At 52.6% G+C, this 24001-nt stretch carries 20 protein-coding genes and 1 pseudogene; 10 read left to right on the top strand and 11 right to left on the bottom strand.

What is annotated here, in order from left to right:
- The first annotated feature begins 1 nt into the window (after position 1).
- The 4 genes from WNY38_RS16930 to WNY38_RS16915 are packed head-to-tail and all read left to right on the top strand — an operon-like array spanning position 2 to position 5107.
- On the top strand, positions 2–1150 hold the full coding sequence (locus tag WNY38_RS16930) for an acyltransferase (RefSeq protein WP_342858544.1): 1149 nt from the start codon (positions 2–4) through the stop codon (positions 1148–1150).
- Positions 1147–2979, top strand: coding sequence for a glycosyltransferase (locus tag WNY38_RS16925; RefSeq protein ID WP_342858543.1), 1833 nt, complete (start codon positions 1147–1149; stop codon positions 2977–2979). Before WNY38_RS16930 ends, WNY38_RS16925 begins: the two co-directional genes overlap by 4 nt.
- Positions 2976–4343 (top strand): DUF3131 domain-containing protein, encoded by a 1368-nt coding sequence (locus WNY38_RS16920; protein ID WP_342858542.1) that lies wholly within the window; start codon positions 2976–2978, stop codon positions 4341–4343. Before WNY38_RS16925 ends, WNY38_RS16920 begins: the two co-directional genes overlap by 4 nt.
- The gene (locus WNY38_RS16915) at positions 4340–5107 is read left to right on the top strand and encodes a hypothetical protein (RefSeq protein WP_342858541.1); all 768 of its coding nucleotides are present in this window, start codon (positions 4340–4342) and stop codon (positions 5105–5107) included. The genes WNY38_RS16920 and WNY38_RS16915 overlap by 4 nt, the downstream gene beginning before the upstream one ends.
- 201 nt (positions 5108–5308) lie before the next feature.
- On the opposite strand, the gene WNY38_RS16910 is transcribed toward WNY38_RS16915, so the two are convergent.
- The 5 genes from WNY38_RS16910 to WNY38_RS16890 all read right to left on the bottom strand — a co-directional run bounded on the left by WNY38_RS16910 (position 5309) and on the right by WNY38_RS16890 (position 10860).
- The gene (locus WNY38_RS16910; RefSeq protein WP_342858540.1) at positions 5309–6115 is read right to left on the bottom strand and encodes an inositol monophosphatase; all 807 of its coding nucleotides are present in this window, start codon (positions 6113–6115) and stop codon (positions 5309–5311) included.
- Positions 6112–7065 carry a glycerophosphodiester phosphodiesterase family protein gene (locus WNY38_RS16905; RefSeq protein ID WP_342858539.1) on the bottom strand — a complete coding sequence of 318 codons (954 nt, stop codon included), beginning with the start codon at positions 7063–7065 and terminating at the stop codon, positions 6112–6114. The genes WNY38_RS16910 and WNY38_RS16905 overlap by 4 nt, the downstream gene beginning before the upstream one ends.
- 10 nt (positions 7066–7075) lie before the next feature.
- Entirely contained in the window at positions 7076–8770 is a 1695-nt protein-coding gene (locus tag WNY38_RS16900) for an iron ABC transporter permease (RefSeq protein WP_342858538.1), read from the bottom strand.
- On the bottom strand, positions 8767–9765 hold the full coding sequence (locus tag WNY38_RS16895) for an ABC transporter ATP-binding protein (protein WP_342858537.1): 999 nt from the start codon (positions 9763–9765) through the stop codon (positions 8767–8769). Before WNY38_RS16895 ends, WNY38_RS16900 begins: the two co-directional genes overlap by 4 nt.
- Before the next feature lie 81 nt (positions 9766–9846).
- Positions 9847–10860, bottom strand: coding sequence for an extracellular solute-binding protein (locus tag WNY38_RS16890; protein ID WP_342858536.1), 1014 nt, complete (start codon positions 10858–10860; stop codon positions 9847–9849).
- Positions 10861–11012: 152 nt separating this feature from the next.
- Here WNY38_RS16890 and WNY38_RS16885 point away from each other — a divergent pair, with 152 nt between their 5' ends.
- The gene (locus WNY38_RS16885) at positions 11013–12128 is read left to right on the top strand and encodes an ROK family protein (RefSeq protein ID WP_342858535.1); all 1116 of its coding nucleotides are present in this window, start codon (positions 11013–11015) and stop codon (positions 12126–12128) included.
- Between the two features lie 202 nt (positions 12129–12330).
- Here WNY38_RS16885 and WNY38_RS16880 read toward each other — a convergent pair whose 3' ends face one another.
- The gene (locus WNY38_RS16880; protein WP_342858534.1) at positions 12331–13587 is read right to left on the bottom strand and encodes a Xaa-Pro peptidase family protein; all 1257 of its coding nucleotides are present in this window, start codon (positions 13585–13587) and stop codon (positions 12331–12333) included.
- 89 nt (positions 13588–13676) lie between these two features.
- On the opposite strand from WNY38_RS16880, the gene WNY38_RS16875 reads away from it, so the two are divergent.
- The 4 genes and pseudogenes from WNY38_RS16875 to WNY38_RS16860 all read left to right on the top strand — a co-directional run bounded on the left by WNY38_RS16875 (position 13677) and on the right by WNY38_RS16860 (position 15666).
- A complete protein-coding gene (locus WNY38_RS16875; protein WP_342858533.1) occupies positions 13677–14558 on the top strand; it encodes a LysR family transcriptional regulator in 882 nt (293 codons plus the stop codon).
- A 227-nt stretch (positions 14559–14785) separates the two neighbouring features.
- Positions 14786–14980, top strand: a pseudogene (locus WNY38_RS16870) (IS3 family transposase); the annotation flags it as partial.
- A gap of 253 nt (positions 14981–15233) precedes the next feature.
- The gene (locus WNY38_RS16865) at positions 15234–15437 is read left to right on the top strand and encodes a hypothetical protein (RefSeq protein WP_342858532.1); all 204 of its coding nucleotides are present in this window, start codon (positions 15234–15236) and stop codon (positions 15435–15437) included.
- A 10-nt stretch (positions 15438–15447) separates the two neighbouring features.
- Positions 15448–15666: a DUF1127 domain-containing protein gene (locus WNY38_RS16860; RefSeq protein WP_342858531.1), complete on the top strand. Its 219-nt coding sequence runs from the start codon at positions 15448–15450 to the stop codon at positions 15664–15666.
- A 22-nt stretch (positions 15667–15688) separates the two neighbouring features.
- Here the strand turns inward: WNY38_RS16860 and WNY38_RS16855 are convergent, their stop codons facing one another.
- From WNY38_RS16855 to WNY38_RS16835, 5 genes are all read right to left on the bottom strand, one after another.
- Entirely contained in the window at positions 15689–16876 is a 1188-nt protein-coding gene (locus tag WNY38_RS16855) for an acetate/propionate family kinase (RefSeq protein WP_342858530.1), read from the bottom strand.
- Positions 16873–18297 (bottom strand): bifunctional enoyl-CoA hydratase/phosphate acetyltransferase, encoded by a 1425-nt coding sequence (locus WNY38_RS16850; RefSeq protein WP_342858529.1) that lies wholly within the window; start codon positions 18295–18297, stop codon positions 16873–16875. Before WNY38_RS16850 ends, WNY38_RS16855 begins: the two co-directional genes overlap by 4 nt.
- Entirely contained in the window at positions 18284–19048 is a 765-nt protein-coding gene (fabI, locus tag WNY38_RS16845) for an enoyl-ACP reductase FabI (protein ID WP_342858528.1), read from the bottom strand. The genes WNY38_RS16850 and fabI overlap by 14 nt, the downstream gene beginning before the upstream one ends.
- Positions 19045–20814: an alpha/beta fold hydrolase gene (locus tag WNY38_RS16840; RefSeq protein ID WP_342858527.1), complete on the bottom strand. Its 1770-nt coding sequence runs from the start codon at positions 20812–20814 to the stop codon at positions 19045–19047. The genes fabI and WNY38_RS16840 overlap by 4 nt, the downstream gene beginning before the upstream one ends.
- 143 nt (positions 20815–20957) lie before the next feature.
- Complete coding sequence (locus tag WNY38_RS16835) at positions 20958–21701, bottom strand: FoF1 ATP synthase subunit gamma (protein WP_342858553.1); 744 nt, start codon at positions 21699–21701, stop codon at positions 20958–20960.
- Between the two features lie 495 nt (positions 21702–22196).
- Here WNY38_RS16835 and WNY38_RS16830 point away from each other — a divergent pair, with 495 nt between their 5' ends.
- Positions 22197–23822, top strand: a complete 1626-nt coding sequence (locus WNY38_RS16830; protein WP_342858526.1) for an ABC transporter ATP-binding protein — start codon at positions 22197–22199, stop codon at positions 23820–23822.
- The last annotated feature ends 179 nt before the right edge of the window (positions 23823–24001 follow it).

Genomic DNA, 24001 nt, shown 5'->3' with positions numbered 1-24001 from the left:
TATGAGTGCTGCTGGCAAGCCAAGGTTGGTTTGGTTCGATGCGAACCGAGTGTTTGCCGCGATGGGCGTGGTTTTGATCCACTCTTCAACAGATTTTGCAGGCCAACCTTTCGCCAAAGTGGACGCCTCTGAGCGTTTAATTCCCGTGGTGTTGCGTTCGCTCGGTGAATTTTCTGGTTCTGAGATGTTCTTCCTGTTTTCGCTGTTCCTAATGGCGATGCGGGTTGATAAAAAAATGCCGAGCTATTCTAGCGCCATCGGGATGCAGGCCAAGCGTTTGTTGATTCCGTTCGTCTTTTGGGTGGTATTTTACGCTTTCTTTAGGCTGCTCAAAGCCGATGCCTTTAACTATGCGCCCTACATGTGGGATCAGATTTCTGACATCAGAAATTGGTTTGGTTACCTGCTTCTTGGCAAAGTTCAATATCACATGCATTTCCTGCCAACACTCTTTGTGCTCTTTCTATTTTACCCGCTCATGCGCGGCGCGACACGTTACCCGATACTTGGGCTGAGCTTGTTCGTGACGCTGGGCATCATGAACAACACGCAAGGATTTATCTGGGGGCTCGGGCTTGAGGCCGAGGTGCGTGACTACATCATTCGAGCGATCAAAATTTTGGGCTATGTCGGCTATGGTCTGGCGGCCTTCGCGCTTTACGGGCTCTGGAAAGATGGCATTCCGCGTGGCGAAGCACGTCTGTTGCGCCGTGGTGGATTTTATTTTGCTGCCCTCGCCTATGTCGCCACAATCCCGTTCTTTGCTTATGCTGTGCAAAATGGAGCATGGGGCGTGCGCAGCGGTTGGGATTTTTATGGCCATTTCCTAATGCCGATCTGCATCTTCTTGATCTTTCTTGGCGGGCAATATCGGGACTGGTCGCCGCTGTGGTCTAAATATGCCAAATATTCTTTCGGCGTTTACCTTGTTCATCCGGCGGTGATTGATCTGTTTGATATAGCGCTGTTCAAATCGGGCACATCAGACATGTTGTCTCCCACAGCATTGGTTCTGTTGCGGTTTGCCGTAGCGCTTCCTGCATCCTTTTTGGTGTCTTTAGGGCTCTCTAAAGTCAAACTATTGGCGTGGACAATTGGCCTTGGGCCAACGCCTTGGGAAATGCGTCAAACAAAGGTTTCTGGGACATGATGACGGATGACTACTTCCTTAAATTCGAAGATCGCGTGCCACCACCACCTTTGCCTTATTCGGTGGGGCGTGAAAGTCTTTGGCAGTTCCTAGCCACGGTGGCCTTGGTCGTAGGGGGCTGGTACATCTGGTGGCGGTGGACGGGATCGTTGAACTCTGATGCTATGTGGTTTGCCGTACCTTTGGCTCTGGCTGAAACCTGCGCCTATTTTGGGATGTTACTTTTCGTCTTTAATCTTTGGAAAGACGAGCCGATAAAAATCGAAATACCGCCTGTAGTCTTGGGCGATGTCGCACCAAACCATCCCGAACATGATCGCCTGATTGCGGTCGACGTTATGTTTGCCACCTATGATGAAGACCCCGAATTGGTGCGCCTTGGTATTCAAGACGCGAAACGGATGACCTATCCTCATCCCATTGATGTTCGCATTCACATTCTAGATGATGGACGTCGCCCCGACATGCGGCGTGTGACGGAAGAAGAGGGCGCGAATTACATTTCGCGCACGACAAACGAAGGATTTAAGGCTGGGAATTTGCGTAACGCGATGGAAGAAACCCATGGGGATTTTCTTGTGATTTGCGACGCTGATACGCGACCTTTTCCGACGCTTTTGGAACACACGCTGGGCTATTTTCGTGATCCTAAAATGGCATGGGTTCAAACACCGCAATGGTTCTATGACTTGCCTGAAGGCGAGCGCTTGCCCAAAAAACTTGCACAAAACTTTGGCACGCGTGGTGGCGCATTCGGGCGTGTGGTTGAGAAAGTGATTGGCCCGGTGATTGTTGGTGATGATCCGTTCGTGAACGACCCAAAGATGTTTTACGACATTATCCAGCGTCGCCGGAATTGGGTGAACGCATCTTTTTGCTGTGGCGCGGGGTCGATCCACCGCCGCGAGGCCGTAATGGAGGCTGCGCTCCGCAGTTTTGGTAAAAAAGTCGAGGAGCGCACTTGGGCGGTTGAGGAAACCATCACAGTGTCCAGCAAAGAGCGCGAAGTTGCGCCTGAATTGATGCAAGCAATCAAGACTGAGGCTGCTGCGACAGAGGTGCTCACCCCTTATAAATTCCATGTTTCAGAAGATATTTACACCTCTATTGTATTGCATTCTGATCATGAACGTGGCTGGAAATCCAAAATGCACCCTATTGTGGAAAGTAAAATGTTATCGCCTCAGGATCTTGTGACCTGGACTGTTCAGCGATTTAAATACGCAGGCGGCAGCCTTGATATCTTGGTCAATGACAACCCGTTGTTTCGCAAGGGGCTAAGTTTTCCACAGCGGCTGATGTATGCGACGACCTTTTATTCTTACCTTGCGCCTCTTTGGAACGTCATCTTCCTCTTCGCGCCCGTCTTGTACCTTTTGACAGGGCTTTCCCCCGTGTCGGCGTATTCGACAGATTTCTTTTTGCACCTTATCCCATTTCTGGTCACGCTTGAACTTGCGATCATGGTCGGAACTTGGGGGATAGATGGCTATCCTGCTAAGGCCAGCTATCTATCGTTCTTTCCCTTAGGCTTGAGAGCCATTTGGACCATCGCGAGGGGCGAAAAGGTTTCTTTCAAGGTCACACCAAAAGCGCGCCAAGCAGGCACATTTCTAGCACTTGTGCGTCCTCAAATTGCGGTTGTCGTTCTCACGATCTTAGGTGTGCTTTGGGCTATAGGGGCTTTGGTTTTGGGCGGTACTTCACATTCAGTGAGCGGGGTTTTGGCCAATACGCTCTGGGGTCTAAACAATTGTATTGCTATGGTCGGCATAATCTCTGCGGCCATGTGGCAACCTCACGATAATGAAGAAGGGCAATTGACATGAGCTTTCGTGAAAACTTGGTGAAGGCAAGAAGCCATATTATCTTTCTGGTGGCCTTGGCCGTTGGTCTTGTCATGGTCATAGGACTTGAGAATGTGATCGAGAAAAACGCAGATGCTCAGGCCTCGAAATTGAAATCTGACTTAGACCCTGACGTGGAATTGAAACAGGTGTCCCCTATGGCAGTCTTTGATGACATAACCCCCTTGCCACTCGCCATTGTAGGGGAAACGTCAGCGGTTGATCTGGCTTATGCTCAGATTGCGTGGCGTTATTTTGAAAATAATACGGATCCCGCAACGGGGCTGGTGAATTCAGCGGATAAATACCCATCCACCACGATGTGGGAAACGGGCTCGTATTTCGTGGCCGTAATCTCAGCTGATCTTTTGGGCTTGATCGAAGGGGAAGATGCTAAGTCACGTCTCTCGCTGGCGTTGAATACATTGACTGGCATGCGACTGTTTGACGATATTTTGCCCAACAAAGCTTACAATGTGCAAACAGCGGAACTGGTGAATTATGCCAATAAACCTGTGGAGCGCGGGCTCGGCTGGTCCGCTTTGGATATTGCGCGACTGGTCGGAACGTTGGCGCAGATCATGCAGCATTATCCAGAGCTTGCCTCACAGGTGAATGCGGTCTTAGATTATTGGGATCTGTCTCAGATGGTTGAAGACGGCCAGCTGATTGGCGGTAACCTGTCAGATGGCGTATTGCGTCGCGATCAAGAAGGCCGCGTGGGCTACGGACAGTATGCGGCCAAGGCGATGATGCTTTTCGGATATGATATGTATCGCGCCTATGATGCGGAAGAACACTTAATGATCAAAGATGTCTTGGGGCAGCCGATCCCCGTAGATGATCGACTTCATCGTAACGTGACGCCCGCTTTTGTCGTGAGCGAACCCTACGTGTTTGATGGGTTGGAATTTGGGTTTGACGCACGTTCGCACCGTTTTGCGACTGCGATCTATAAAGCACAAGAGGCGCGTTATACGGAGACTGGGGTTTTGACGGCTGTCAGTGAATCTCATCTCGATGAGGCTCCCTATTTTGTCTATTCTTCTGTCTGGGGTGGTGGTGCGCCTTGGGCCGTGATGACCTTTCAAGGTGAGCGATTGGATAGCAAACGCACCGTAACAACAAAGACAGCTTTTGCATGGTATGCGCTGTTCGGAACAGAGTATGCGAAAGAATTGGTGACGGCGCTTGCGCCATTGGGAGACCCTGAACAAGGCTGGCCAGAAGGTCTCTATGAAGTCGATGGATCGACCAATGAATCTGTGACGACAAATACAAATGCTGTCGTCCTTGCGGCGTTGGCTTTCCGTGCGTATGGGCCGTTGATGCGGAGTGAACCGTGAAACAGATAGTAACACTCTCTCTGTTCGCCCTATTTTCACAGATCCAACCCTTAGTCGCAGAAACATGCGTGGGACCCGCATTGGATCGGGCTTTTCCAGGCGCCGTCGCGGTTGAAACTCGGCACGTTGATGTGCCATCCCCCAATTTTCCTGGCCTTTGGCAGGAAGGCTTCATCCTTGGGTATTTCTATCAAATATTTGCCAACAATGAGGCGGTATTGGCAGAAGCAAAGTCTAAACCAGATTGGTCTATCTCTATCAAATGTATGGATGAGGCATGTCATCGGGGTGTTGTAGGGCGTCCAGATCAAGGCACGGCCAACATCGTGGACCTCCTTGCATCATGTTTGCGCGACCCAAATTTGTCGACGGAAGCCGTTGAACAAAAACTATCCCTCTCTGAACAGGCAAAAAGCAACGAGGGGCAAACCCATGCGTTGACACAGCCCATTTTGGCCTCAGGTGCAGATGTTAATTCCGAGGCCATTGAGCAGAAAGCGCGGGAAAATGATTCAGCGATAGCCCAAGTTGAGGAAACAGAAAATGTGGCTGCCGCTGCATGTGGTCTTGCTGCAATCCCTGAGGGAACACCTGGCTTTACGGTGCAACGACTATTGGTTCTTGCCGGAGCAGACCCAGGTCCAATTGATGGAGTTCCCGGGCGCATGACTCGCACTGCCATCAGTGAGGTCTTAAATGAAGTCCAAGGCGACTTAGATTTGCCCAAAGTGGTTTTTGAATTAGATGCTCTTTTGTGCAGATGAGCGCCATCGTGTCATTTGCCCTATAATAAGCGCATCATGAAGTGGTCTGGCAAACTGGACGGAGCTAAGATTTGACCTAGCCGAGCTTGAACCATTCGCGAAACGGCAATGCATCGACCATTTTGTCGCCGCTATTTTTCCATCGTTGCGAAAACCTTAGGCAAACCCAAGAACTTCGCGAGCGAACACGCGCCATTCTGTTTATGTCGGGGATACAGGGTTGGACTTGGTGATGTCATAGATCAGGGGCTGGATGGATGCGGAGCCGGCGGCGATGAAGGTGCTCTTTTTTCCAGAGGTGGCTGCATACGACACTGACACATTGGCGGCTTCGCAAAGCGCGATGCCGCCCGCGACATCCCAATATCCTACGTTTCCTTCGGCATAGCCTGCCAATTCACCAGAGGCCACGAGAGCAAGGGACGTCGCACAAGAACCAAGCGTTAGACTGCTTAAGCCATGTGAGCGCAGTTGCGCCTCAATCAACTCTCTTCGGTTTGGAGGCCAGTGTTCATTGTAGCCAATTCCAAAGACTTTCGATGCACCGCAAGCAGCGCCCCGACGTCGCCCTAAATCTTGTAAACCAAACGCCTGACCACCAAGAAGACAACGGTTCAACATAGGGATCGAGACCAACCCAAAGATTGGGTGACCGTTTTCAATATAGGCAATGGAGATTGCCCAAAGTGGCAGGCCTGACAAGAAGTTGCTGGTTCCATCAATCGGATCAACAAGCCAATAGGACTGCCCTTCTTGGCCACCCAATTCTTCACCGACAACAAAATCATTGGGGAAACTCTTGGCAATTTCCAATCTTATGCAGCGTTCAACGGCACGGTCTGCGTCGGTGACAAAATCAGTCGGTGATTTCTGTTCGAGGATCAATACGTCCCGGCGCGCAAAGAAGTCGCGCGCGACGATCTCTGCCTGTGCGGCGATTTCGACCAAGGTATCAAAGCGCTTCTGGTGTTCTTGCAGTGGCGTCGAAAGATCCGCAAGCAGCATCATGTATGGTCCAATCGAAAGCCGTTTTGACGCAGCCATGCCAAAAGGAATTCAGGTTCATCCGTTTGGATGATGCTGGCACCATGGGCGATCCAGAACGCATAGACACTGTCGGGGGCAATCCGCGCAAGTTGGCAATTTCGTCCACCATTCCATTGCGTTCCCGGTATCGCGGGGTCGACATAGAGTGTGTTGATGAACTGTCTTACATTGTGCGCCTCGGCAATGCGGCGGGCCTCGATTGAAAACAGAGGGCCACCGTCCGGCGTGATGCCTAACCGATCCAAGGCGACAAAGCCTTTGGGCCCACGGGGCAGTTCAACCACACATTCGACGCAAGAAATCGGCAGATCTTCGCAGACCGTTTGCAGCGTCTCAATTCCGTCGATCTGATCTATCAGGATGGGGATGAAATCTACTGGATGTGTCAAACCCGCGAGAATATCGCCCACTTTACCAATCTGTGCAGCGCCCCGCGCATTGGTTTTGACGGTGACTTGCTCGATTACGCCCGCGTTATGCGCAATCTTGGCGATATCGGGAATGGCTTCGATACCCGTTTTGCATTCAACGTTGATCATCATCTGGGGCCCAAGGGTCAAAAATGCCTCCTCCAAGGTGGGTACGTGAGTTTCGAACGGCTCACCTGTGCCGGGATGGATCAAGCTAAGTGTCCGCAGATCGGCATAGGTGTGATTCGCGACCGCACCGCGCCCAGTTGTCGTTCTGTTCAGCGTGTCATCATGTATGACCACAGCCGTTCCGTCCGCTGTGAAGTGGACATCGACCTCGACCATGTCGCAGCCCAAGCGGCGTGCGCGTTCGATCGCAGGCAGGGAATTCTCCGCTTCGATGACATGATTGTCTTTGATGAAGGCGCCTCGATGGGCCGTGACAAAAATTTCGCCACGAAATCCTGCGAGATCGCGAAACCGAGTAGACGTAGATACCATTGTTTAACCCTTAACGGCTTGAGGATTTGCCAAGACCATAACGGTCGGCAATCGAAATGATGAAATATGAAAAGACCATAATCAGTGTCATGTAGACGAGATTGATGGCGGCCTGCTCTGGGTTTGCTGAGCGCGCGCCCTCGAACAGGGCGATAGATAGCGGCTTATTGTTCACATTGAACAGAAAGGCGGACATCGTATATTCGCTGAGGATCGTATTGATGTTCAGACCTGCAATCAAAACGATGACAGGGGCGATTGCGGGCAATGTGACCCGCATAAACCGATAGAGCGGCGGTGCGCCAAGTGCTTGTGCGGCCTCCAGCTGAAACGGATCCAACGCATAAAACGCCGCACGCAAAAAGCGGATCATCAATGGAATTACGACGATCGCGTAGCCGATGGGCAATATCCAATAGCTGCCCAAAAGGGTTTGGTTGCCGACAAGAAGGTTTGGCGTCGCAAAGGTGACGATCAGCCCGATTGCGATAAAGGGCGCCGGCAATGTCCAAGGCAGCATGAACGTCAGATCCAGCACCGTTGTCAATTTGTTGCGGTGGCGGTTGGCGAGGATGACAACAAACAGGCTAACGAGCAATGCCATAGCAACCGCGGTTACCCCCATGAACAAACTGTTTTTCAAAGGCGTGAACGCTTCGCCCCCGGACAAGACTGCTGCATAATTTCTCAATGACAGGCTAGTGGGGATCACTTCAGACATGATCGATTTTGCTGGCGCGAAAGAGAACAAGAGTACGAGAGCGACGGGCAAAAGTTGCAACACCGCGATCAGATAGGCAAAGCCATGGGCGAGTATGTTCGTGACAGGATTGCTCAGTTTGATCCGCTGGATCGCGACAGGTGTTTTTGCCCCTCCACTATAGCTGCCGCGTTTTTCAATGCGTTGCAGTAAAAGGACACACAAAATAACCGCAACGCCCAAAAGGACAGACAGCATCGCTGCCATGTCCGGCCGGCGCAGACTATTCAACGTCAGGATAAGCTCGGCAATCATGTCAAACCGTTGGCCGCCCACGACTGCGGGAATTGCAAAAGACCCCAACGATTCATAAGTTACGAGAAGCGATGCCGCGAAGATCGTGGGCAACAACAATGGCAGGACAACACTTCTGAAAGCCCGCAGGTTGCTGGCTCCAAGGCTTCGTGCAGCCTCGATCACCGAATAATCCACGCGCCGGATCGCTGCGCGCAAGAAAAGGTAGTGAAAGCTGGTCAATAGAAACGTGTGGGCGACAACAATTGCAAAGATGCCACTGAACCAATCATTGGGCAGCGCGGGAAAGATGGCCTGAATTGCGCGGGTCACGACACCAGTTTGACCATAGGTGAAATTATATCCCGCCGCAGCCACGACAGAGCCAAAAATGAGCGGCATCGCATAGGCAAATTTGAGGAACCTCCGCCCTTTTATGTCCAAGTATTCCAATGCGGCGACTTCAAAAATCCCAATAATGTTGACGGTTACAACGCTCAGAGCGCTGACGATCAACGTATTGCGAATGGCACTACGGACCCTGCCAGAGGCGGCCAATTCCTGCGCCGCGCTGAAATCAAGCCTGCTGCCATCGACAAAGGCTTGTGTCAGGACCGAATAGATCGGCGCGACGATAAAGCTCACCGCGACCCAGAGGATCAGGGCGATCCCGATGTAATAAAGACCCTTTTGAAACCGCAGACCTGTCATTGTACAAGCACTCCTTTTTCAAAGCAGAGGATTTTTTTACGGTCGATATTCAGCCTCACCTCTTGACCGAGCGCGAGGCCATGGAGGGCATCAGAGCCAACGGCCGAGAAGTGCAGCAGTTCATCTTGAAACCGAACTTCGATGGCGCTGATCGGCCCAAGGAAATCGATGTCTGTGATCGTGGCGGCGTGCTCTCCATCTTTGGCCAGAGCGATCTCTTCGGGGCGGATATAAGCGAGTGTTGCAGCATCAATCCCTAGGGCCGCTTTCGTTTTGATTTCCAATTTGTTCGACGCGCCGATGAACTCACAGACAAATGGCGTGGCCGGTTTTGAATAGAGGTCTCTGGATGTCCCAATCTGATCGGCAACGCCTTTGTTGAACACCAACAAACGGTCGGACATGGATAGGGCTTCTTCTTGATCGTGGGTGACGAAGACGGCCGTAAAACCCAGTTCTCTTTGCAGACGTTTTATCTCTTTGCGCATATCGTCGCGCACACGCGCGTCGAGGTTTGACAGCGGTTCGTCAAACAAAAGCACTTGAGGGCCCATGACCAAAGACCGTGCGATGGCGACACGTTGCTGTTGCCCGCCCGAAAGCGCTTCTGGCTTTTTGTCAGCGTGCTCTAAAATATCGGTTGCCTCAAGCATGCGATCAACACTGGTCTTAATCTCGGCACCTTTCTTCTTGGCGACCTTCAAGCCGAATGACACATTTTCCCGCACGCTCATGTGCGCAAACAGGGCGTAATTCTGAAACACGATGCCCACGTTGCGTTGCTCTGCGGGTTGGCGGGTGACGTCCGCGCCATCCAGTAAAATCTGTCCCGATGTGACAGGCACAAACCCTGCGATTGCGCGTAGAACGGTCGTCTTACCACAGCCCGATGGACCGAGCAGGGTAAAGAATTCCCCGCGTGCGATATCGACATTCAGATCGGGCACGACCTCGGTTTGTCCGTAACAGATATTTAGGTTTCGGATGGAAATCATGAGACACCCCGTTTCATGTGAGAAAAAGGCCGACCGCACCGGAAAAATGATGCGATCGGCCAAAGACAGCGAGCAGTGTTGCTACTTTATATCAAGTTCAATGCGTTGCATCCAACCGTCGATTTTTGGTGCGACGTCATCCCAATCGATATCTTGGGGTGAGACAAGAGTTGCGTTCGCTTGTACTTCCATGGGTGAGCCTGCAACGGCCTCTGGATGAACCGGAACCTGCCCGAATTCTTGAGCGTAGGCGATCATGAATTCCGGTGAGCCGAACCAGTCAACAAAGGCCTTGGCCGCGTCCAGTTGGTCTGTGCCATCCATGATCGCAATCCCTTCCGAGATAAAGGGCGTGCCGCCTTCTGTATCCACGATCGTCGCAGTGTAGCCGACATCTGCCGCTTGACGGCCAACGCCACCAAACCAATTGAGGTCAATCACAGCGTCGCCATTGACGAAAGCAGCCGTTTTGGCGTCACCGCTTTCTACAACAATCGCGTTGTCATACAGATCCTGCATGAACGTCCAGCCCTCGTCAGAGATATCGCCGTTCTCATCGGCAAAGCGGACGAGGATTCCGACCAGATAGGATTTCGTCGTCTGCCACGCAGAAGACCCGATGACGTATTTTCCAGAATATTCAGGTTTGGTCAGATCGAGCCAACTTGTGGGGGCGTCTGCTGCGTCCATCGCGTCTGCGTTGTAGGCGATGACAATCGGTGTCTGCCAAAACTTGTAGACCATCTTATCCGCATCATCGCGGTAGACTGCGGGCAGGCCCTTTGCCCACGCGGGTTCATAGGCCTGGAACATACTTTCAGTCTTAAGCGACGCCATGGCGGCATCAATCAGACCAAAAACGACATCGGCTTGCGGGTTGGCTTTTTCCGCTAAAATGCGGTCAAACAATTCTCCCCCGCCTGCGGATAGAATTTCGATCTCATGGCCCGCGGCGGCGGCTTGCTCTGTGATCCATATCCCCCGTTCTTCGCCTTGTGGCGTGTAAACAGTGATTGGTTCAGCGAATGCAGCTGTTGTTGCACTCAACGCCGCCAGAGCGGTGAACGCGAGTACCCTGAATTTGGTATTCATCATTGATGGTTTCCTCCGATTTGTTTATCCAGCGTGACAAAGCGTCGATCGCTTGCATGGCATCGTTTTCTTGTTACGCTTATTAAATTACACCGTGTAATGTAATGCAATTATGACATATTTGACGAAACAGAAGACAGAGCTGTAAGAGATTGATGCTAAAAGATAATATTTTGTCCTTAAATCAACGCAGACTGGTCGAGTTGGTGTTCCGCAACGAAGGAATGGCCAGAATCGATCTGGTGCGCTCTACACAGATGACAGGAGCAAGCGTCACGCGGCTGACGGCGGATCTTGAGGATTTTGGCCTGTTTGAAGAGGCGGTCAAAAAATCGGGTGCGCGCGGTCAGCCTAAAAAAATGCTTTCCATCCGACGCAATGCTTTTCGGTCGGTGGGTGTCTATCTATATCTTGATCGGATGGTTGCCGTGATCATCGATTTTTCCGGACAGGTCTTGGCTGAAACGTCTCGCCTGACCGAAGACAAAACTGCACAGGAGGCAATGCGCCTTGCTGTCGATATGGCGAACGAGCTGATCGCATCAACCAAAACTGAAGCGGCGAATTTTATTGGTATTGGACTTTCGCTTCCCGGCAATTTTGGCACTCACGGTCAGTCATTGAAGGCCCATGAGACATTCAAAGAATTAGAGGGCTATCCGTCTCAAAACGGCATTTCGGAATATGAGGGCGCGCAAATCCATATCGAAAATGACGGAACCGCTGCTGCTTTGGGTGAATATTTGTTCGGTAGCCGCGAGCTTCGTGACCCACTTTTCCTCGTGCATATCGGATACGGATTGGGAGGTGGTGCAGTGTTGGACGGGCGCCCCTACCGGGGACACAACGGCAACGCCTGCTTGCCTGGGGCCCTTTTCCCCTATGGCGGGCCCAGACCAACGCTCCAAGATTTTCAGGACGAAATGAATAAGGTCGGAATTACACTGGGCGATATCAAAGAGCTCTCGACACAAGACCTCCGTCAAAAAGATCCTGTTGTGGCTTGGATCGCACGAGCATCCGACCAAATGCGTTTCGCGGTTCAGGTGATTAGTGGCATGTTTGACCCTAAGATTATTGTATTGGGCGGCGCATTGCCGGCTGTAATCACGGCCGAGCTTGTGGCCAAAATCAATTGCACCCCTTTGCTGCCACCGTCCCGCGGCCTTGAATCCGCACACGTGGTGGCAACGCGCTTGGGTGAGTTGAATGGTCCAATCGGTGCGGCGAGCATACCGTTTTTTAGAGCATTTTTCCCCGGGGCTTCGTAAGTTTCGTCCTTGGCAAACAACAGGACGAAACTTCATTTTGAACACTTCATCTTTGCCTAAAGACTAAAGTGTTGAGCCCACCTATTGAGCCCACCGCCCAAACCGGACCTTGAACCATCTTGCCGCGTATGGCCGGTTGGAGGTCGCGTTCCAATTTTGTATATGTCCGAAACTTCTCATATTTCAACTGAGGTCGCAGACCTTAGATCAGCAGATCGTCCTCGAAGGGGAAACGCGATAGCAGCTCAATGCCTGTGTCTGTCACAAGAACCTGCTGCTCTAACTTCACACCCTCAGCGCCACCTTTGAGGCCGATGTAGCTTTCAACGCAGAGCGTCATACCTGCTACAATCTCTCCGTCGTACCCTGCGTCCGGAAAGTCGCCTTTGTGGTATAGGTAAGGGTATTCACCCGTCATGCCGCATCCATGCGCGGAAAGGTAATAACGGTTGTCATAATATTTCTCAGGAATATCCCAAGCGCGATCTGCGTAATCGCGAAAGCTCATGCCCGCATGCAAAATGCCCATATTGCTGAGAACTTGCTCGTGGGCGACTTTATATAGATCACGCTGCGCCTCGCTTGGCTTGTTTGGACCCGAATGGAATGTACGTGAAAAGTCAGAATAGTACCCGTGACAGCCAACAACATCTGTATCCAGCGCGATGAGTTCGCTTTCACCAATCACACTGCTGGATGTTTCTTGGAACCAAGGATTCGAGCGCTGCCCTGCATTCAACAACCGTGTTTCGCAATAATCAGCATTCTGCGCGATCACCGATTGATGCAACACCGACCATAGTTCATTTTCGGTCATGCCGGGGCGGATTGAGGCGCGCAATTTTTCAACGCCGTTTTCAGTGGCACGCAATGAGGCGTTGATACATTTCATTTCTTCGCTTGATTTGACGGCGCGAGCCATTTCGACCGGTTGCTGCGCGTCAACGATGTTCAATCCGCAGTCTTTCAACGCGATGGCCGTGCCCGCGTTCAATCGCTCAAGACCGACAGTGGCGCCAGTGCCAACCAGCTCTGTGATCAGGTCCGTCATCTCAACGGCCCAAGTTTTTTCGCGGTTGGCGATGTCAGGCCCCGCTGCCACAAAACTTGCGGTTTTGGATGGGCGTACTTCGTCAATGGTCTCGTAGCCTTCGCCAAGGTGCAGGCACCCCGTGAATTCGAACAGGATCGACTTATTCGCCGTCAGCAGCAAATAGCGGGACGGCGCGTTGCGCTGGCAAAACACCTGCATGTTGCGCGCGCCTGTTGCGTATCGAATGTTGATCGGATCTGACAAGATCACCGCATCCACACCGTACCTGACCATTTCTTGGCGGACACGGTTCAACCGGTAAAGACGCACTGCCTTTAGATCGATGCCTTCACTTTCCGGCGCGCGGTCCAAAAGGGCGATGCCTGTTAAATCACTGCGTTCTGCGTGCCAATCGAAATTTGCCATGGGGTCGTCTCCTGTTTTATGGATAACTGATGGCATGAGGTATTTGTGTAAAGGGTTGAAATTTTCGGCCTTTGCCATAACCATAAGGAATGAAAAACCTTAGAACCCAACTGCCGCCACTGGACACATTGATCTTTTTCGAAGCTGTGATACGCAATGGCGGATTCACGGCGGCCTCGGCTGAGCTTTATGTCTCGCAAGCAGCCGTGAGCAAACGAATCCGTCAACTTGAAGACTGGTTGGCGACCGACCTGTTTGAGCGCGGCACTCGCAGCTTGACGCCCACACCAGCAGGGAAGGCATTGGCAGAACCTGTGGCTATGGCGCTGGATTACTTGCGCACCTCACTTGAAGGCATCAAATCGCCCCCGCGCGCCTCGGTGCGGATCGCGGCCAACAACGCGGTGTCGATGTTTTGGCTGTTTCCTAGATTGAAAGCTTTCACTCTCAGCCAAGGGTCATGCCCAGTTGAGACGATTGTCACGAATGATCCCACTGACTTGCTGTCGCCTGATAATGATCTTGCGATTGTTTACGCTGACGCGCCCCCGACCGGTTGGGTGGGGCAAAAGTTGATGGACGAAGAACTTGCCCCAATGTCTTCGCCCCGTGGCGTGCAAAAATATCGTCAAGACCCGCAGTCGATGCCACTGCTTGAATATGAACGATATGCACCTGATTGGATCAATTGGGATGTTTGGGCAAAACGGCATAGTACATCGGCGCTGCTGGAGCTTCCAAAGGTGGTTTGCCAAACCTATGGTCAATCTATTGGCCGCGCGATTGCGGGAGAGGGGATTGCTCTGGTGAGCTGTACCTTACTGCGCAATGAATTGGCGTCCAACGCTCTGCAACGGCTTGATGAGGGGGCATTCCAAACCCGTAAAGGATATTTCTTGGTCCAAAATTCAAGCTGCATTGAGCGAAACGATGTGGAAGAATTGGCTGGCTTCCTTTTGGGCGCAGACTAATTTCAAGCCTCAATTGCAATTTAAATTCTACACCGCGACCTCATTAAGAATGGGAGCCGCACCTCTTCCAGAACGGATTTATCCCATTAGCGGACGTCCGATGTCTGTCTAAATGCCGCGGTACGGCTATCGTTTCAACTCCGTTCCACTAGATCGATCAAACGCAAATACCGTTGGTCCGATTTCAGGCACGGTTCTCGGGACATTGCTTTGCAATGCCCTGCGGGGTGACAATCAAACCCAAAAAGCGGTTGAAGCGGGACAAACCTGAACCGTTGGTGGTGCCAGCGAGGCCGAATGAGACGTGGTCGATGGACTTCATGGCGGATCAACTCGCGGATGGTCGGTCGATCTGAACACTGAACGTGCTCGATGACTTCAATCGGGAAGGTTTGTGTATTGATGTCGATTTTTCACTGCCCGTCGAACGCGCTCGACCATTGTCCTCGGACCGGTAGCGGACAAGGTCTCGCTGCGCAGTCTGAACTAAATCATCGAATGGCGCGGCAAACTGCAGGACATGGTCGCGCGGCAGTACGTGTGTCAATCAGGAGGATGATGGTGTTTGAAATCGAGCCATGAGCAAGGCGCATAGCGTCTATGGTTAGGAACTTCCGCATTGGGACCACATGTATCGAGAGTGGCAATGATGCCGCGCAAAAGAAAGTGGAGACCATGAATACGCTTACATTATCCCTGTCGACAAAGCAGGTTCCAACCCAAGCTGAAATAGATAGCTACATCGCGCAGGCGCACAAAATGCGCGCTGACTACATTGCAAAAGCCTTGGCATCTGGCGCGTCTTTGTTGCGCAGTTTGTTTTCCAACAAGTCTGCGACTGCAAAAATGGCTGTCAAATCTTACCCCGTGAATTCGTAGGAGAGAAAATATGACTATGCAAAATATCTTACACAGGCATCCGCTGCACGATTTTGTGGGTGCGATTGATCACATAAGGTCACATATGGCAGTGAAACGGCAAACCAGAGCGGTCTATGCTAAAACCCATAGTGAATTATCTGCGATGTCGACACGCGACTTGACTGATATTGGCATCGATCGGGCTGATATCCCAAAAATCGCAGCCGAAGCAGCCTCAATGACGTAATACTAGATCAAGCCGGATATCGTCATAACTTCTGTGTCAGCGACCTTGTTGCGCTGGCGATGACGGCCTCTTCATTGGTCGCAATGACCAATATGTCTACGCTGGACGCCTCAGAAGCAATGCGGCTTGCGCCCAGCTCATTTGCCGCCAGATCAAGATCAACGCCCAGCCACTCAAGGCGTTCGCAAATCATACGCCGCACCCGTGCAGAATTTTCGCCAATTCCAGCTGTAAATACGATCGCGTCGACGCCGCCCATATCCGTTGCAAGGGCGGCGAGTTCGCGCGCGGCACGATAGCAAAACAGCTCTATTGCCTCTTTCGCACAGGCATCATCACTGGCCTCCAAAACAACCATGTCATTGCTGACGCCAGACACCCCAAACAAACCCGACTGTTCGTAGAGCAATGTTTCTATTTCCTGTGCGGTCAGGCCTTTGTGTTGCATCAAGAACAGTACAACACCAGGATCAAGTGTGCCGCAACGGCGCCCCATCATCAGCCCGTCAAGTGCCGTGAACCCCATGCTGGTCGCGACACTGCGCAGGTTTTTCATGGCGCACATGCTCGCACCATTGCCTAAGTGGGCCACAATGACGCGGCCCGTTGCCATATGGCCAAGATATTGGGGAAGGATGCTGGCGATATATTCATAGGAAAGTCCGTGGAAGCCATAGCGCAGGATACCCTCGTCGGTCAGCTTGCGGGGCAGGGCGAAAATCTGCCCAAGCCTGTTTTGTGTGCGGTGAAAACTGGTGTCAAAGCAAGCGACTTGCGCAAGGTCAGGGGCCGTGGCTGCGACACATCTGATTGCCGCAAGGTTATGCGGTTGGTGCATGGGCGCGAGCGGGACAAGGGCTTCAAGATCCGCCAGCAGCGCTTGTGTTACCCGCGCAGGTCCGTCACGATGAGGCCCCCCATGCACGACCCGATGTCCAGCGGCTGTGATGGTGATACCCTCACTGTGGGCCTTTATCCAATCCAACAGAATTGGGACAAGGTCATTCAACCCTATCGATTTTTCGAGCTGCGGGAAGTCATCTTGTGGCAGCGCTCGGCCTGCACCATTTTTGACAGTGAAGACGGGGGCTGACCCAATGCCTGCGATTTTGCCGCGTAATATGGCAACGGGTGGGCCTACCGCGTCTGGATAAATAGCGAATTTAAGACTGGAAGACCCAGCGTTTATCACAAGGATTGCATCGGTCATGACAGTGTTAAAACCTCAAGGTTGATGAAAAGTTGCGCCAATGCGCAAGAGGCCAGTCTTGATGTCGCGCTGTCGGCTCGGCTGGTCAGGATGATCGGTACGCGCGCCCCTAAAACAATGCCTGCCGCATCGGCACCAGCCAAATAAATCAACTGTTTGGCCATCATGTTTGCGGCCTCAAGATCGGGCGCAACAAGAATATCGGCAATGCCAGCGACGTCCGAGACGATGCCCTTTGCGGCAACAGCTGCCGGTGAGATGGCATTGTCAAAGGCCAGAGGCCCGTCCAGCAGCCCGCCAGTGATTTGACCTCGATCAGCCATCTTGCACAAAGCTGCAGCATCAAGCGTTGAAGCCATCCGAGGATTCACCGTCTCAACGGCGGACAGGATTGCCACCTTCGGTTGGTCGATTTTAAGGGCGCGCGCGAGGTCGATCGCATTTTGAACAATGTCCCGCTTGGTCGCAAGATCAGGCGATATGTTGATCGCTGCATCTGTGATCATCAGGGGCTTAGGGTAGGTCGGCACATCCAACACGTAGACATGGCTCATCCGTCGCTCAGTCCGCAGGCCAAGGGCGGAATCGACAACGGCTTGCATCAACTCGTCGGTGTGCAACGCCCCTTTCATCAGGGCATCGACTTTTCCAGCCCGCACAAGCGCAACTGCGGCCTCGGCTGCGGCGTGACTATGAGGGGCGTCGATCACCTCAAACGCATCAAAGTCGCACCCAGCTTCTTTTGCTGCCGCTTCAATTTTTATCCGCGGCCCTACGAGAACCGGTATGATGATACCTTGGCGTGCCGCGTCCAGCGCACCGCTCAAAGATAACGCATCACAGGGATGCACAACGGCGGTCCGAACAGGCTCTAGGCCTGTGGTCGTTGCGATCAGCCGCGCATATTGAGCGCCTTGGACATGTAAGTGGACCTCGGGCAAGATAACACGCGGACGACGCACTTTTTCGCGCGGCGCAATGACCCGTGCGACACCTTCGATGACCATCTTCCCATGTTGGTTCAGGCAGGTGCAGGCAAGCAGCAAGCGACCCTTTTCAAGTTTTTCAGTGACCTCGATGCGCACAGTTACGGTATCGCCCAAGCCCACCGGTGCCTCGAATTTGAGACTTTGATCCAGAAAAATCGTACCAGGGCCGGGCAACTCAGTGCCCAATACGGCCGATATCAGCGCGCCGCCCCACATGCCGTGGGCAATCACGCCGTGGAACATGTCTGATTTAGCATATTCAGCATCGACATGCGCGGGATTCACATCGCCAGACATGACGGCGAACAGTTCTATATCCTGCGGCTTCAATGTTCGGGTCAGTTCGGCGCTGTCGCCGACTGCGATTTCGTCATAGGTCTTGTTTTCAATGTATTGCAGTGTTGTGGTAGGGGGCGTTTTAGGCGCGGACATGGAGGCCTCCGTCAACATAAGTTACATCACCAGAAACGCTGCTCATGCAATCACTTGCCAGCATGACCGCGACATTTCCCACGTCCTCGATTGTCACAAGGGTTTGATCAGGTGAGCGACGTCGCGCGGCATCGATCAGTTCATCAAAATGCGCGATGCCAGAACCAGCGCGTGTTTCAAGCGGCCCCGGAGATATCGCATTCACACGGATCTTTTTCGGGCCAAGTTCAACCGCAAGCGCGCGCATGGTGCCCTCAAGGGCGGCTTTGACTGGGCCCATTATGTTGTAATGATCAACAACTTTTTCCCCGCCATAATAGGTCATCGTCAGAATCGCCCCGCCCGTTGCCATCAATGGTTCCGCCAGCCGTACCATACGGATCAACGAGTGGACCGATATGTCCATGGCTTGCGCGAACCCCGCGCGGCTGCAATCAACAACCCGGCCGTGAAGGTCACCTTTTGGGCAAAAAGCGATGGAATGAACCACAACGTCGAGATGTCCAAACCTGTCTTTGATCGCCCCAAAGACCGCGTCCATCTGGCCGTCGATTTCAACATCAAGGGGCAGCAGCATCTTTGCCCCCACAGCATCGGCAACGGGTTGGACAAAAGGCTTGGCGGTTTCATTCACATAGGTCATCACAACTTGTGCCCCTGCATCAGCGAAGGCCTGCGCGCATCCTGCAGCGATCGAATGGGCATTCGCAACTCCAACGACCAACGCGATCTTTCCGTCTAGCGGTCTCATTTCTGCATCACATACGTACCGGGGGCATCGCATCGGGCTTTGTAAATACCGGAATGCTTGCCCATTGTCGGTGGCACCACAGGTTCGCTGGATCGCACGGACAGCCAGCTGACAAAATCTTTCCACCATGTGCCGTCCTCAGGTGCAATCGCAGCACGCCATTCATCTGGATCACGGTAAGGTGCCGTCGCTTTTGTCTCAGCTATCCGGAAATGGCGACCCTTGTGACCGGGTTCAGACACGATCCCTGCGTTGTGCCCGCCACTGGTCAGAACAAACGTCACATCAGTATCTGAAAACAGATGCAACTTGTAGACTGACGTCCAAGGCGCGACATGGTCGTCTTCGGTGCCAACCGCAAAGATTGGCGCGCGGATATCAGACACAGCGATAGCCTTGTCGCCGACACGGTATCGTCCCTCAGCCAAATCGTTCTTTAAGATCAACTTGCGTAAATATTCCGAGTGCATCCGTTCTGGCATGCGCGTGCCGTCGGCGTTCCATGCCATCAGGTCAAAGCCTTCGCCGCGGTCCCCCATAAGATAGTCACGGATCGCAGGCCCCCAGATCAAATCACGGGCACGTAGCATGGCGAAGGCACCTGCCATCTGATCAGACGATAAATATCCTTTTTCGGCCATCATATCTTCGATCAACGTGACTTCGCTGTCGTTGATGAACAGCCGCAATTGCCCTGCCTCAGTAAAATCAACCTGTGCCGCAAGGAATGAGGTCGTGGCCAGTCGGTCGTCCCCATCGCGCCCCATAGTTGCCGCCGCGAGTGAAAGCAGCGTGCCACCCAGACAATAGCCGACAGCGTGCAGCTTTGGTGCATGCGTGATCGCAAGTGCTGCGTCTATGGCATCCATCACGCCAAGTTTGCGGTAATCTTCCATGCTTAGATTACGATCCTCTGCGCTCGGATTTTTCCACGAGACCATGAAGACGGTAAAGCCTTGTGACACCAGAAAACGGACAAGAGAATTGTGTGAGGATAGGTCAAGGATGTAGTACTTCATGATCCATGCTGGCACGATCAAGATAGGTTCAGGCCGCACCGTTCCGGTTTCGGGGCTGTACTGGATCAGTTCGATCAAATCGTTGCGGTACACGACCTTGCCAGAGGCAGTCGCAAGATTGATACCTACCTCAAAAGGTTGTGGACCACTTGGCTGAGGGTTTCCGGTCTTGCGCGCGATATCTTCGGATAAATGTTTGACGCCGCGCACTAAATTTTGCCCCTTTTGGGCAACAGTCGCAGAAATCACATCGGCGTTGGTCGTCGCGAAATTTGAGGGCGAAGCAGCATCAACCATCATTCCCGTGACAAAGGCCATCAGGTTCTCATGAGGGGGCGTTACGCCGTGGACGTCCGTCGTTGCATGTTGCCACCACTGCCAAGATTGTTGATGGGCTTGTGCCCAAACGTTGAACGGGTATTTTTGCCAATGTTCACTCGCAAACCGACGATCCGCTGTCAGATCAGGCTTGTTCTCGTTAAAGCTTGCCGTCCCTAATGCTGACGCGTTGCGAAACGCTTGTTCCATCAAATGCAATTGTTTGCCCGGCGAAACTGCCAAGTGAGTTGCCCAGTCCATCCATGCCTCAACGAGTACTGACGGCGACAGTCCAGACGTCGCCTTGGCGACATGCTCATGGGCCAAGTGGTCGAGCTTTTCATAAAGCGTTTGTGGTGCAGACGTCTGTGTCGTGGAATTCGGCGCGCTTTGCGGATCAGATTTCGATGTCTTTTTATCGTCCAACATGATGTCTCCTTCGCTGGCAGGCACAAGTATGCCTGCCTTTAAGGAGAAACTAATCCCTCCGCTGCGACGCTGCATTGATGTAGGTCAGTCTGGCGTCAATTCTGAAGCATGTGATTTCGAGTGATAGCGAGGTGTAGAGATTATCATCTGGCTTTGCCGGTTGAGGCCGCGCCGGTGTTGAGTTCGATGATCTCAGCCGTTATTGCGTCTTGTCTAACGCGGCGCAATTTGGCTTGAAATTCGTCCATCTCGCGTGCAATTTGATTACCTGCTGAGGTCATCGCTTCCATCCGCGCCTCGTTCTCAGCGGCAAAGGCATGCAGCGCGGCCTTGCACACCTGAGCGTTAAAATAGTCTTGGCCCAGCGTTGTGAGTAGAGGCGCGGCAGGCAGTTGCACCAAGGGGCGCTCTTGCGATTTCAGCTCAAGATCTGGCAGATCAACGGGGAATAAGCGCTGCCTAACAAGACTGGGTCGACCCGATTTCCATCCTGTAAAAATCACATCAAGGCGCGCGAAATGACCTTGCCCCAAAGCGCGAAAAATCGAGGTTGTGATCTTATCTGCAAGCTTGGGAATGTTGGGGGTGTGGGAGGGTAAAGGTTCCGCCCAATGCGGCGTGATACCGCGCGCAGTGGCGATGGACAACCCGCGCGTTCCGATCAAAAACAGGGTTTCGGGGGCATCAATCGCGCTAAAACTGTCGAGCACACGTTCGCTGAAAGCGCCTGCAAAACCTTGCTCGGCGCAAAACACCAAAAGCCCCAATTTGCCATGATCCTTATCTGCGGTGGGGGTCTTATTGGGTTCAACGACGCGCACCATCGCTGTGGCAATGATGTGCGCATAGCTGTCGACGCTCGATCTTGCCCTGTGTCTGAGGATGATACGGCGCACCGCGAGAGTGCTTCATCCCTTTGTCTCGCAGCCATTTGGACCCACAAGCGCTGAGCTCAGACATAAAGAGGGACAATCAGAGCGGCTTGAGCATTGGAGGCGATGACGTCAGACAAATTTGAGTTGCCATTGGTGCCTGAAACTCTGACGACGCATAGTGTCCACCTGTGCAGCAACGATTGCTTATTTGTACAGCATGAACCAAATTGATCGCTAAGTGTTTTGGCACGACTTTGTCGTGGATCTTTCTGGTCACCCAAGCGCATCAGCGCAGCATGGATCACCTCATAGCACTCTCAATCATCGGACAAAACCTTTGAGATGCGGTTGCACATAAAGCCCGCAAACGCATCGCAACCGTTCAGAAATTAGGCAACTGAGCCGTGAGGCACCAATCTGATGGTATTCGCGAGGCGATGTCTTTGACGCATTGGCCAATTGGTTTTTTCTGAACGGGCATAATAATAACAAACGATGAGAAAACAGATGACAAAAACACAATCGGGGTCCAGCCCCGTCCTTTCGGTGCGCGATCTTTCGGTCGCTTTGCCTGGAAAACATGATCGCGCCTATGCGGTGAAAGATATGAATTTCGACCTGATGGCGGGGGAAATCCTCTGTATCATCGGCGAGTCTGGTTCGGGTAAATCCGTCACGGCCAACACAATCATGGGACTCTTGCCCGACGTGATGACTATCGAGAGCGGGTCTATCGATTTCAAAGGTCGCGCTTTATTGGAAATGCCGGAACATGAGTTGCGCAAACTGCGCGGACGCGCTGTGTCGATCATCTTCCAAGATCCCTTGTCTGCCTTGAACCCGTTGATGACTGTGGGCGATCAAATCCGTGAAGTCTTGGACGCGCACAGCATTGGCACCAAAGACAGCCGTGCCCAAAAGGTGGTCGAGATGCTCACAGAAGTCGGCCTGCCCGATCCTGTGCTGATCCAGCATCAATATCCGTTTCGCCTGTCGGGCGGGCAACGCCAACGCGTGATGATCGCGATGGCGCTGGCTCTCAATCCTGATGTTTTGATCGCGGATGAGCCGACGACAGCCCTTGATGTGACAACTCAGGCGCAAATTCTGGATTTGATCGCGCGTATCCAAAAACGCAAAGGCATGAGCGTGATGTTCATTACCCATGATTTTGGCGTGGTCGCCGAGATCGCGGATCGGGTGATCGTGATGGAAAAGGGCGATCTGGTTGAACAGGGCGTTGCGAAAGATGTGCTAAGCAAGCCGCAACATCCTTACACGAAAAAGCTTTTGGCGGCGGTGCCGAAAATGCGTGAATCAGATCGTACGCGGGATGAAAAACCGCCTGTGGCGTTGGAAGTGCGCAACCTTCACAAGACCTACCGCACCCGCAGCGGCTTTCTGGGTCGGATGCGTGAGGTTAAAGCCGTCGATGACATCAGCTTTACCCTGCACCGCGGTGAGACGATTGGCATCGTGGGGGAATCTGGGTCGGGCAAATCGTCCATGGGCAAGGTCTTGATGAAGCTGATCCCTGCGGACAGTGGCGAAATCCGCTTTCAGGGCGCAAACATGTTGGCCATGGATGAGGAAAATTTTCGCCATCTCCGTCCGCGCATCCAGATGATTTTCCAAGACCCTTATGCGTCACTGAACCCGCGTTTTACCATCGGACAGGCGCTGACTGTTGGGCCGATTGCCCATAATCTTTTGACCCGCGAAGACGCCCGCAAAAAAGCCGAGGGCCTGTTGGAATTGGTGGGCCTAGGCGGCGCTGCGTTTGATCGTTACCCACATGAGTTTTCAGGCGGCCAACGCCAACGGGTCGGGATCGCGCGCGCGCTGATGTTTGATCCAGAAGTGATCGTTGCAGATGAAGCGGTGTCCGCATTGGATGTGTCCATTCAAGCGCAGGTGCTAGAACTGTTGGACCACATTCGACGCGAGCGGCGGCTTGCGATGGTTTTTATCACTCATGATTTACGCGTCGCCAGTCAGATCAGTGACGAGATTATTGTTATGCATCGTGGCAAAATGGTGGAATATGGCCCGCCAAGCCAGATTTTCCATGCTCCAGAACATGAGTACACACGCTCTTTGATTGCAGCGATTCCCGGATTTGCCTCAGCCTGACGCGACGCTATATCATGAAAACTGACGATAGGGCGGCTTTTGGCCGCCCTTAAGTTTGCCTGTAAGATGGGCTTTTCCTATAGGTTCCCGTGAGAAATGCCTCAAAAATCACCAGTAGTTGCTTTGCGCAACTATATAGTTGTGACTCACAATTAAAACATTGCGATAAAACGAATTCT

The sequence above is a fragment of the Pacificibacter sp. AS14 genome, assembly GCF_038899935.1.
GTDB lineage: Bacteria > Pseudomonadota > Alphaproteobacteria > Rhodobacterales > Rhodobacteraceae > Celeribacter.
This window is presented reverse-complemented; position numbering and strand designations above follow the sequence as displayed.

Excerpts from the sequence above, each read along its gene's own strand:
- WNY38_RS16875 (WP_342858533.1), top strand. The coding sequence starts at position 13,677 with ATGAAAAACCTTAGAACCCAACTGCCGCCACTGGACACATTGATCTTT.
- WNY38_RS16910 (WP_342858540.1), bottom strand. The coding sequence starts at position 6,115 with ATGATGCTGCTTGCGGATCTTTCGACGCCACTGCAAGAACACCAGAAG.
- WNY38_RS16830 (WP_342858526.1), top strand. The coding sequence starts at position 22,197 with ATGACAAAAACACAATCGGGGTCCAGCCCCGTCCTTTCGGTGCGCGAT.
- WNY38_RS16905 (WP_342858539.1), bottom strand. The coding sequence starts at position 7,065 with ATGGTATCTACGTCTACTCGGTTTCGCGATCTCGCAGGATTTCGTGGC.
- WNY38_RS16860 (WP_342858531.1), top strand. The coding sequence starts at position 15,448 with ATGACTATGCAAAATATCTTACACAGGCATCCGCTGCACGATTTTGTG.
- WNY38_RS16930 (WP_342858544.1), top strand. The coding sequence starts at position 2 with ATGAGTGCTGCTGGCAAGCCAAGGTTGGTTTGGTTCGATGCGAACCGA.
- WNY38_RS16855 (WP_342858530.1), bottom strand. The coding sequence starts at position 16,876 with ATGACCGATGCAATCCTTGTGATAAACGCTGGGTCTTCCAGTCTTAAA.
- WNY38_RS16865 (WP_342858532.1), top strand. The coding sequence starts at position 15,234 with ATGAATACGCTTACATTATCCCTGTCGACAAAGCAGGTTCCAACCCAA.
- WNY38_RS16890 (WP_342858536.1), bottom strand. The coding sequence starts at position 10,860 with ATGATGAATACCAAATTCAGGGTACTCGCGTTCACCGCTCTGGCGGCG.
- WNY38_RS16885 (WP_342858535.1), top strand. The coding sequence starts at position 11,013 with ATGCTAAAAGATAATATTTTGTCCTTAAATCAACGCAGACTGGTCGAG.
- WNY38_RS16900 (WP_342858538.1), bottom strand. The coding sequence starts at position 8,770 with ATGACAGGTCTGCGGTTTCAAAAGGGTCTTTATTACATCGGGATCGCC.
- WNY38_RS16880 (WP_342858534.1), bottom strand. The coding sequence starts at position 13,587 with ATGGCAAATTTCGATTGGCACGCAGAACGCAGTGATTTAACAGGCATC.
- WNY38_RS16850 (WP_342858529.1), bottom strand. The coding sequence starts at position 18,297 with ATGTCCGCGCCTAAAACGCCCCCTACCACAACACTGCAATACATTGAA.
- WNY38_RS16920 (WP_342858542.1), top strand. The coding sequence starts at position 2,976 with ATGAGCTTTCGTGAAAACTTGGTGAAGGCAAGAAGCCATATTATCTTT.
- WNY38_RS16895 (WP_342858537.1), bottom strand. The coding sequence starts at position 9,765 with ATGATTTCCATCCGAAACCTAAATATCTGTTACGGACAAACCGAGGTC.
- WNY38_RS16925 (WP_342858543.1), top strand. The coding sequence starts at position 1,147 with ATGATGACGGATGACTACTTCCTTAAATTCGAAGATCGCGTGCCACCA.
- WNY38_RS16840 (WP_342858527.1), bottom strand. The coding sequence starts at position 20,814 with ATGTTGGACGATAAAAAGACATCGAAATCTGATCCGCAAAGCGCGCCG.
- fabI (WP_342858528.1), bottom strand. The coding sequence starts at position 19,048 with ATGAGACCGCTAGACGGAAAGATCGCGTTGGTCGTTGGAGTTGCGAAT.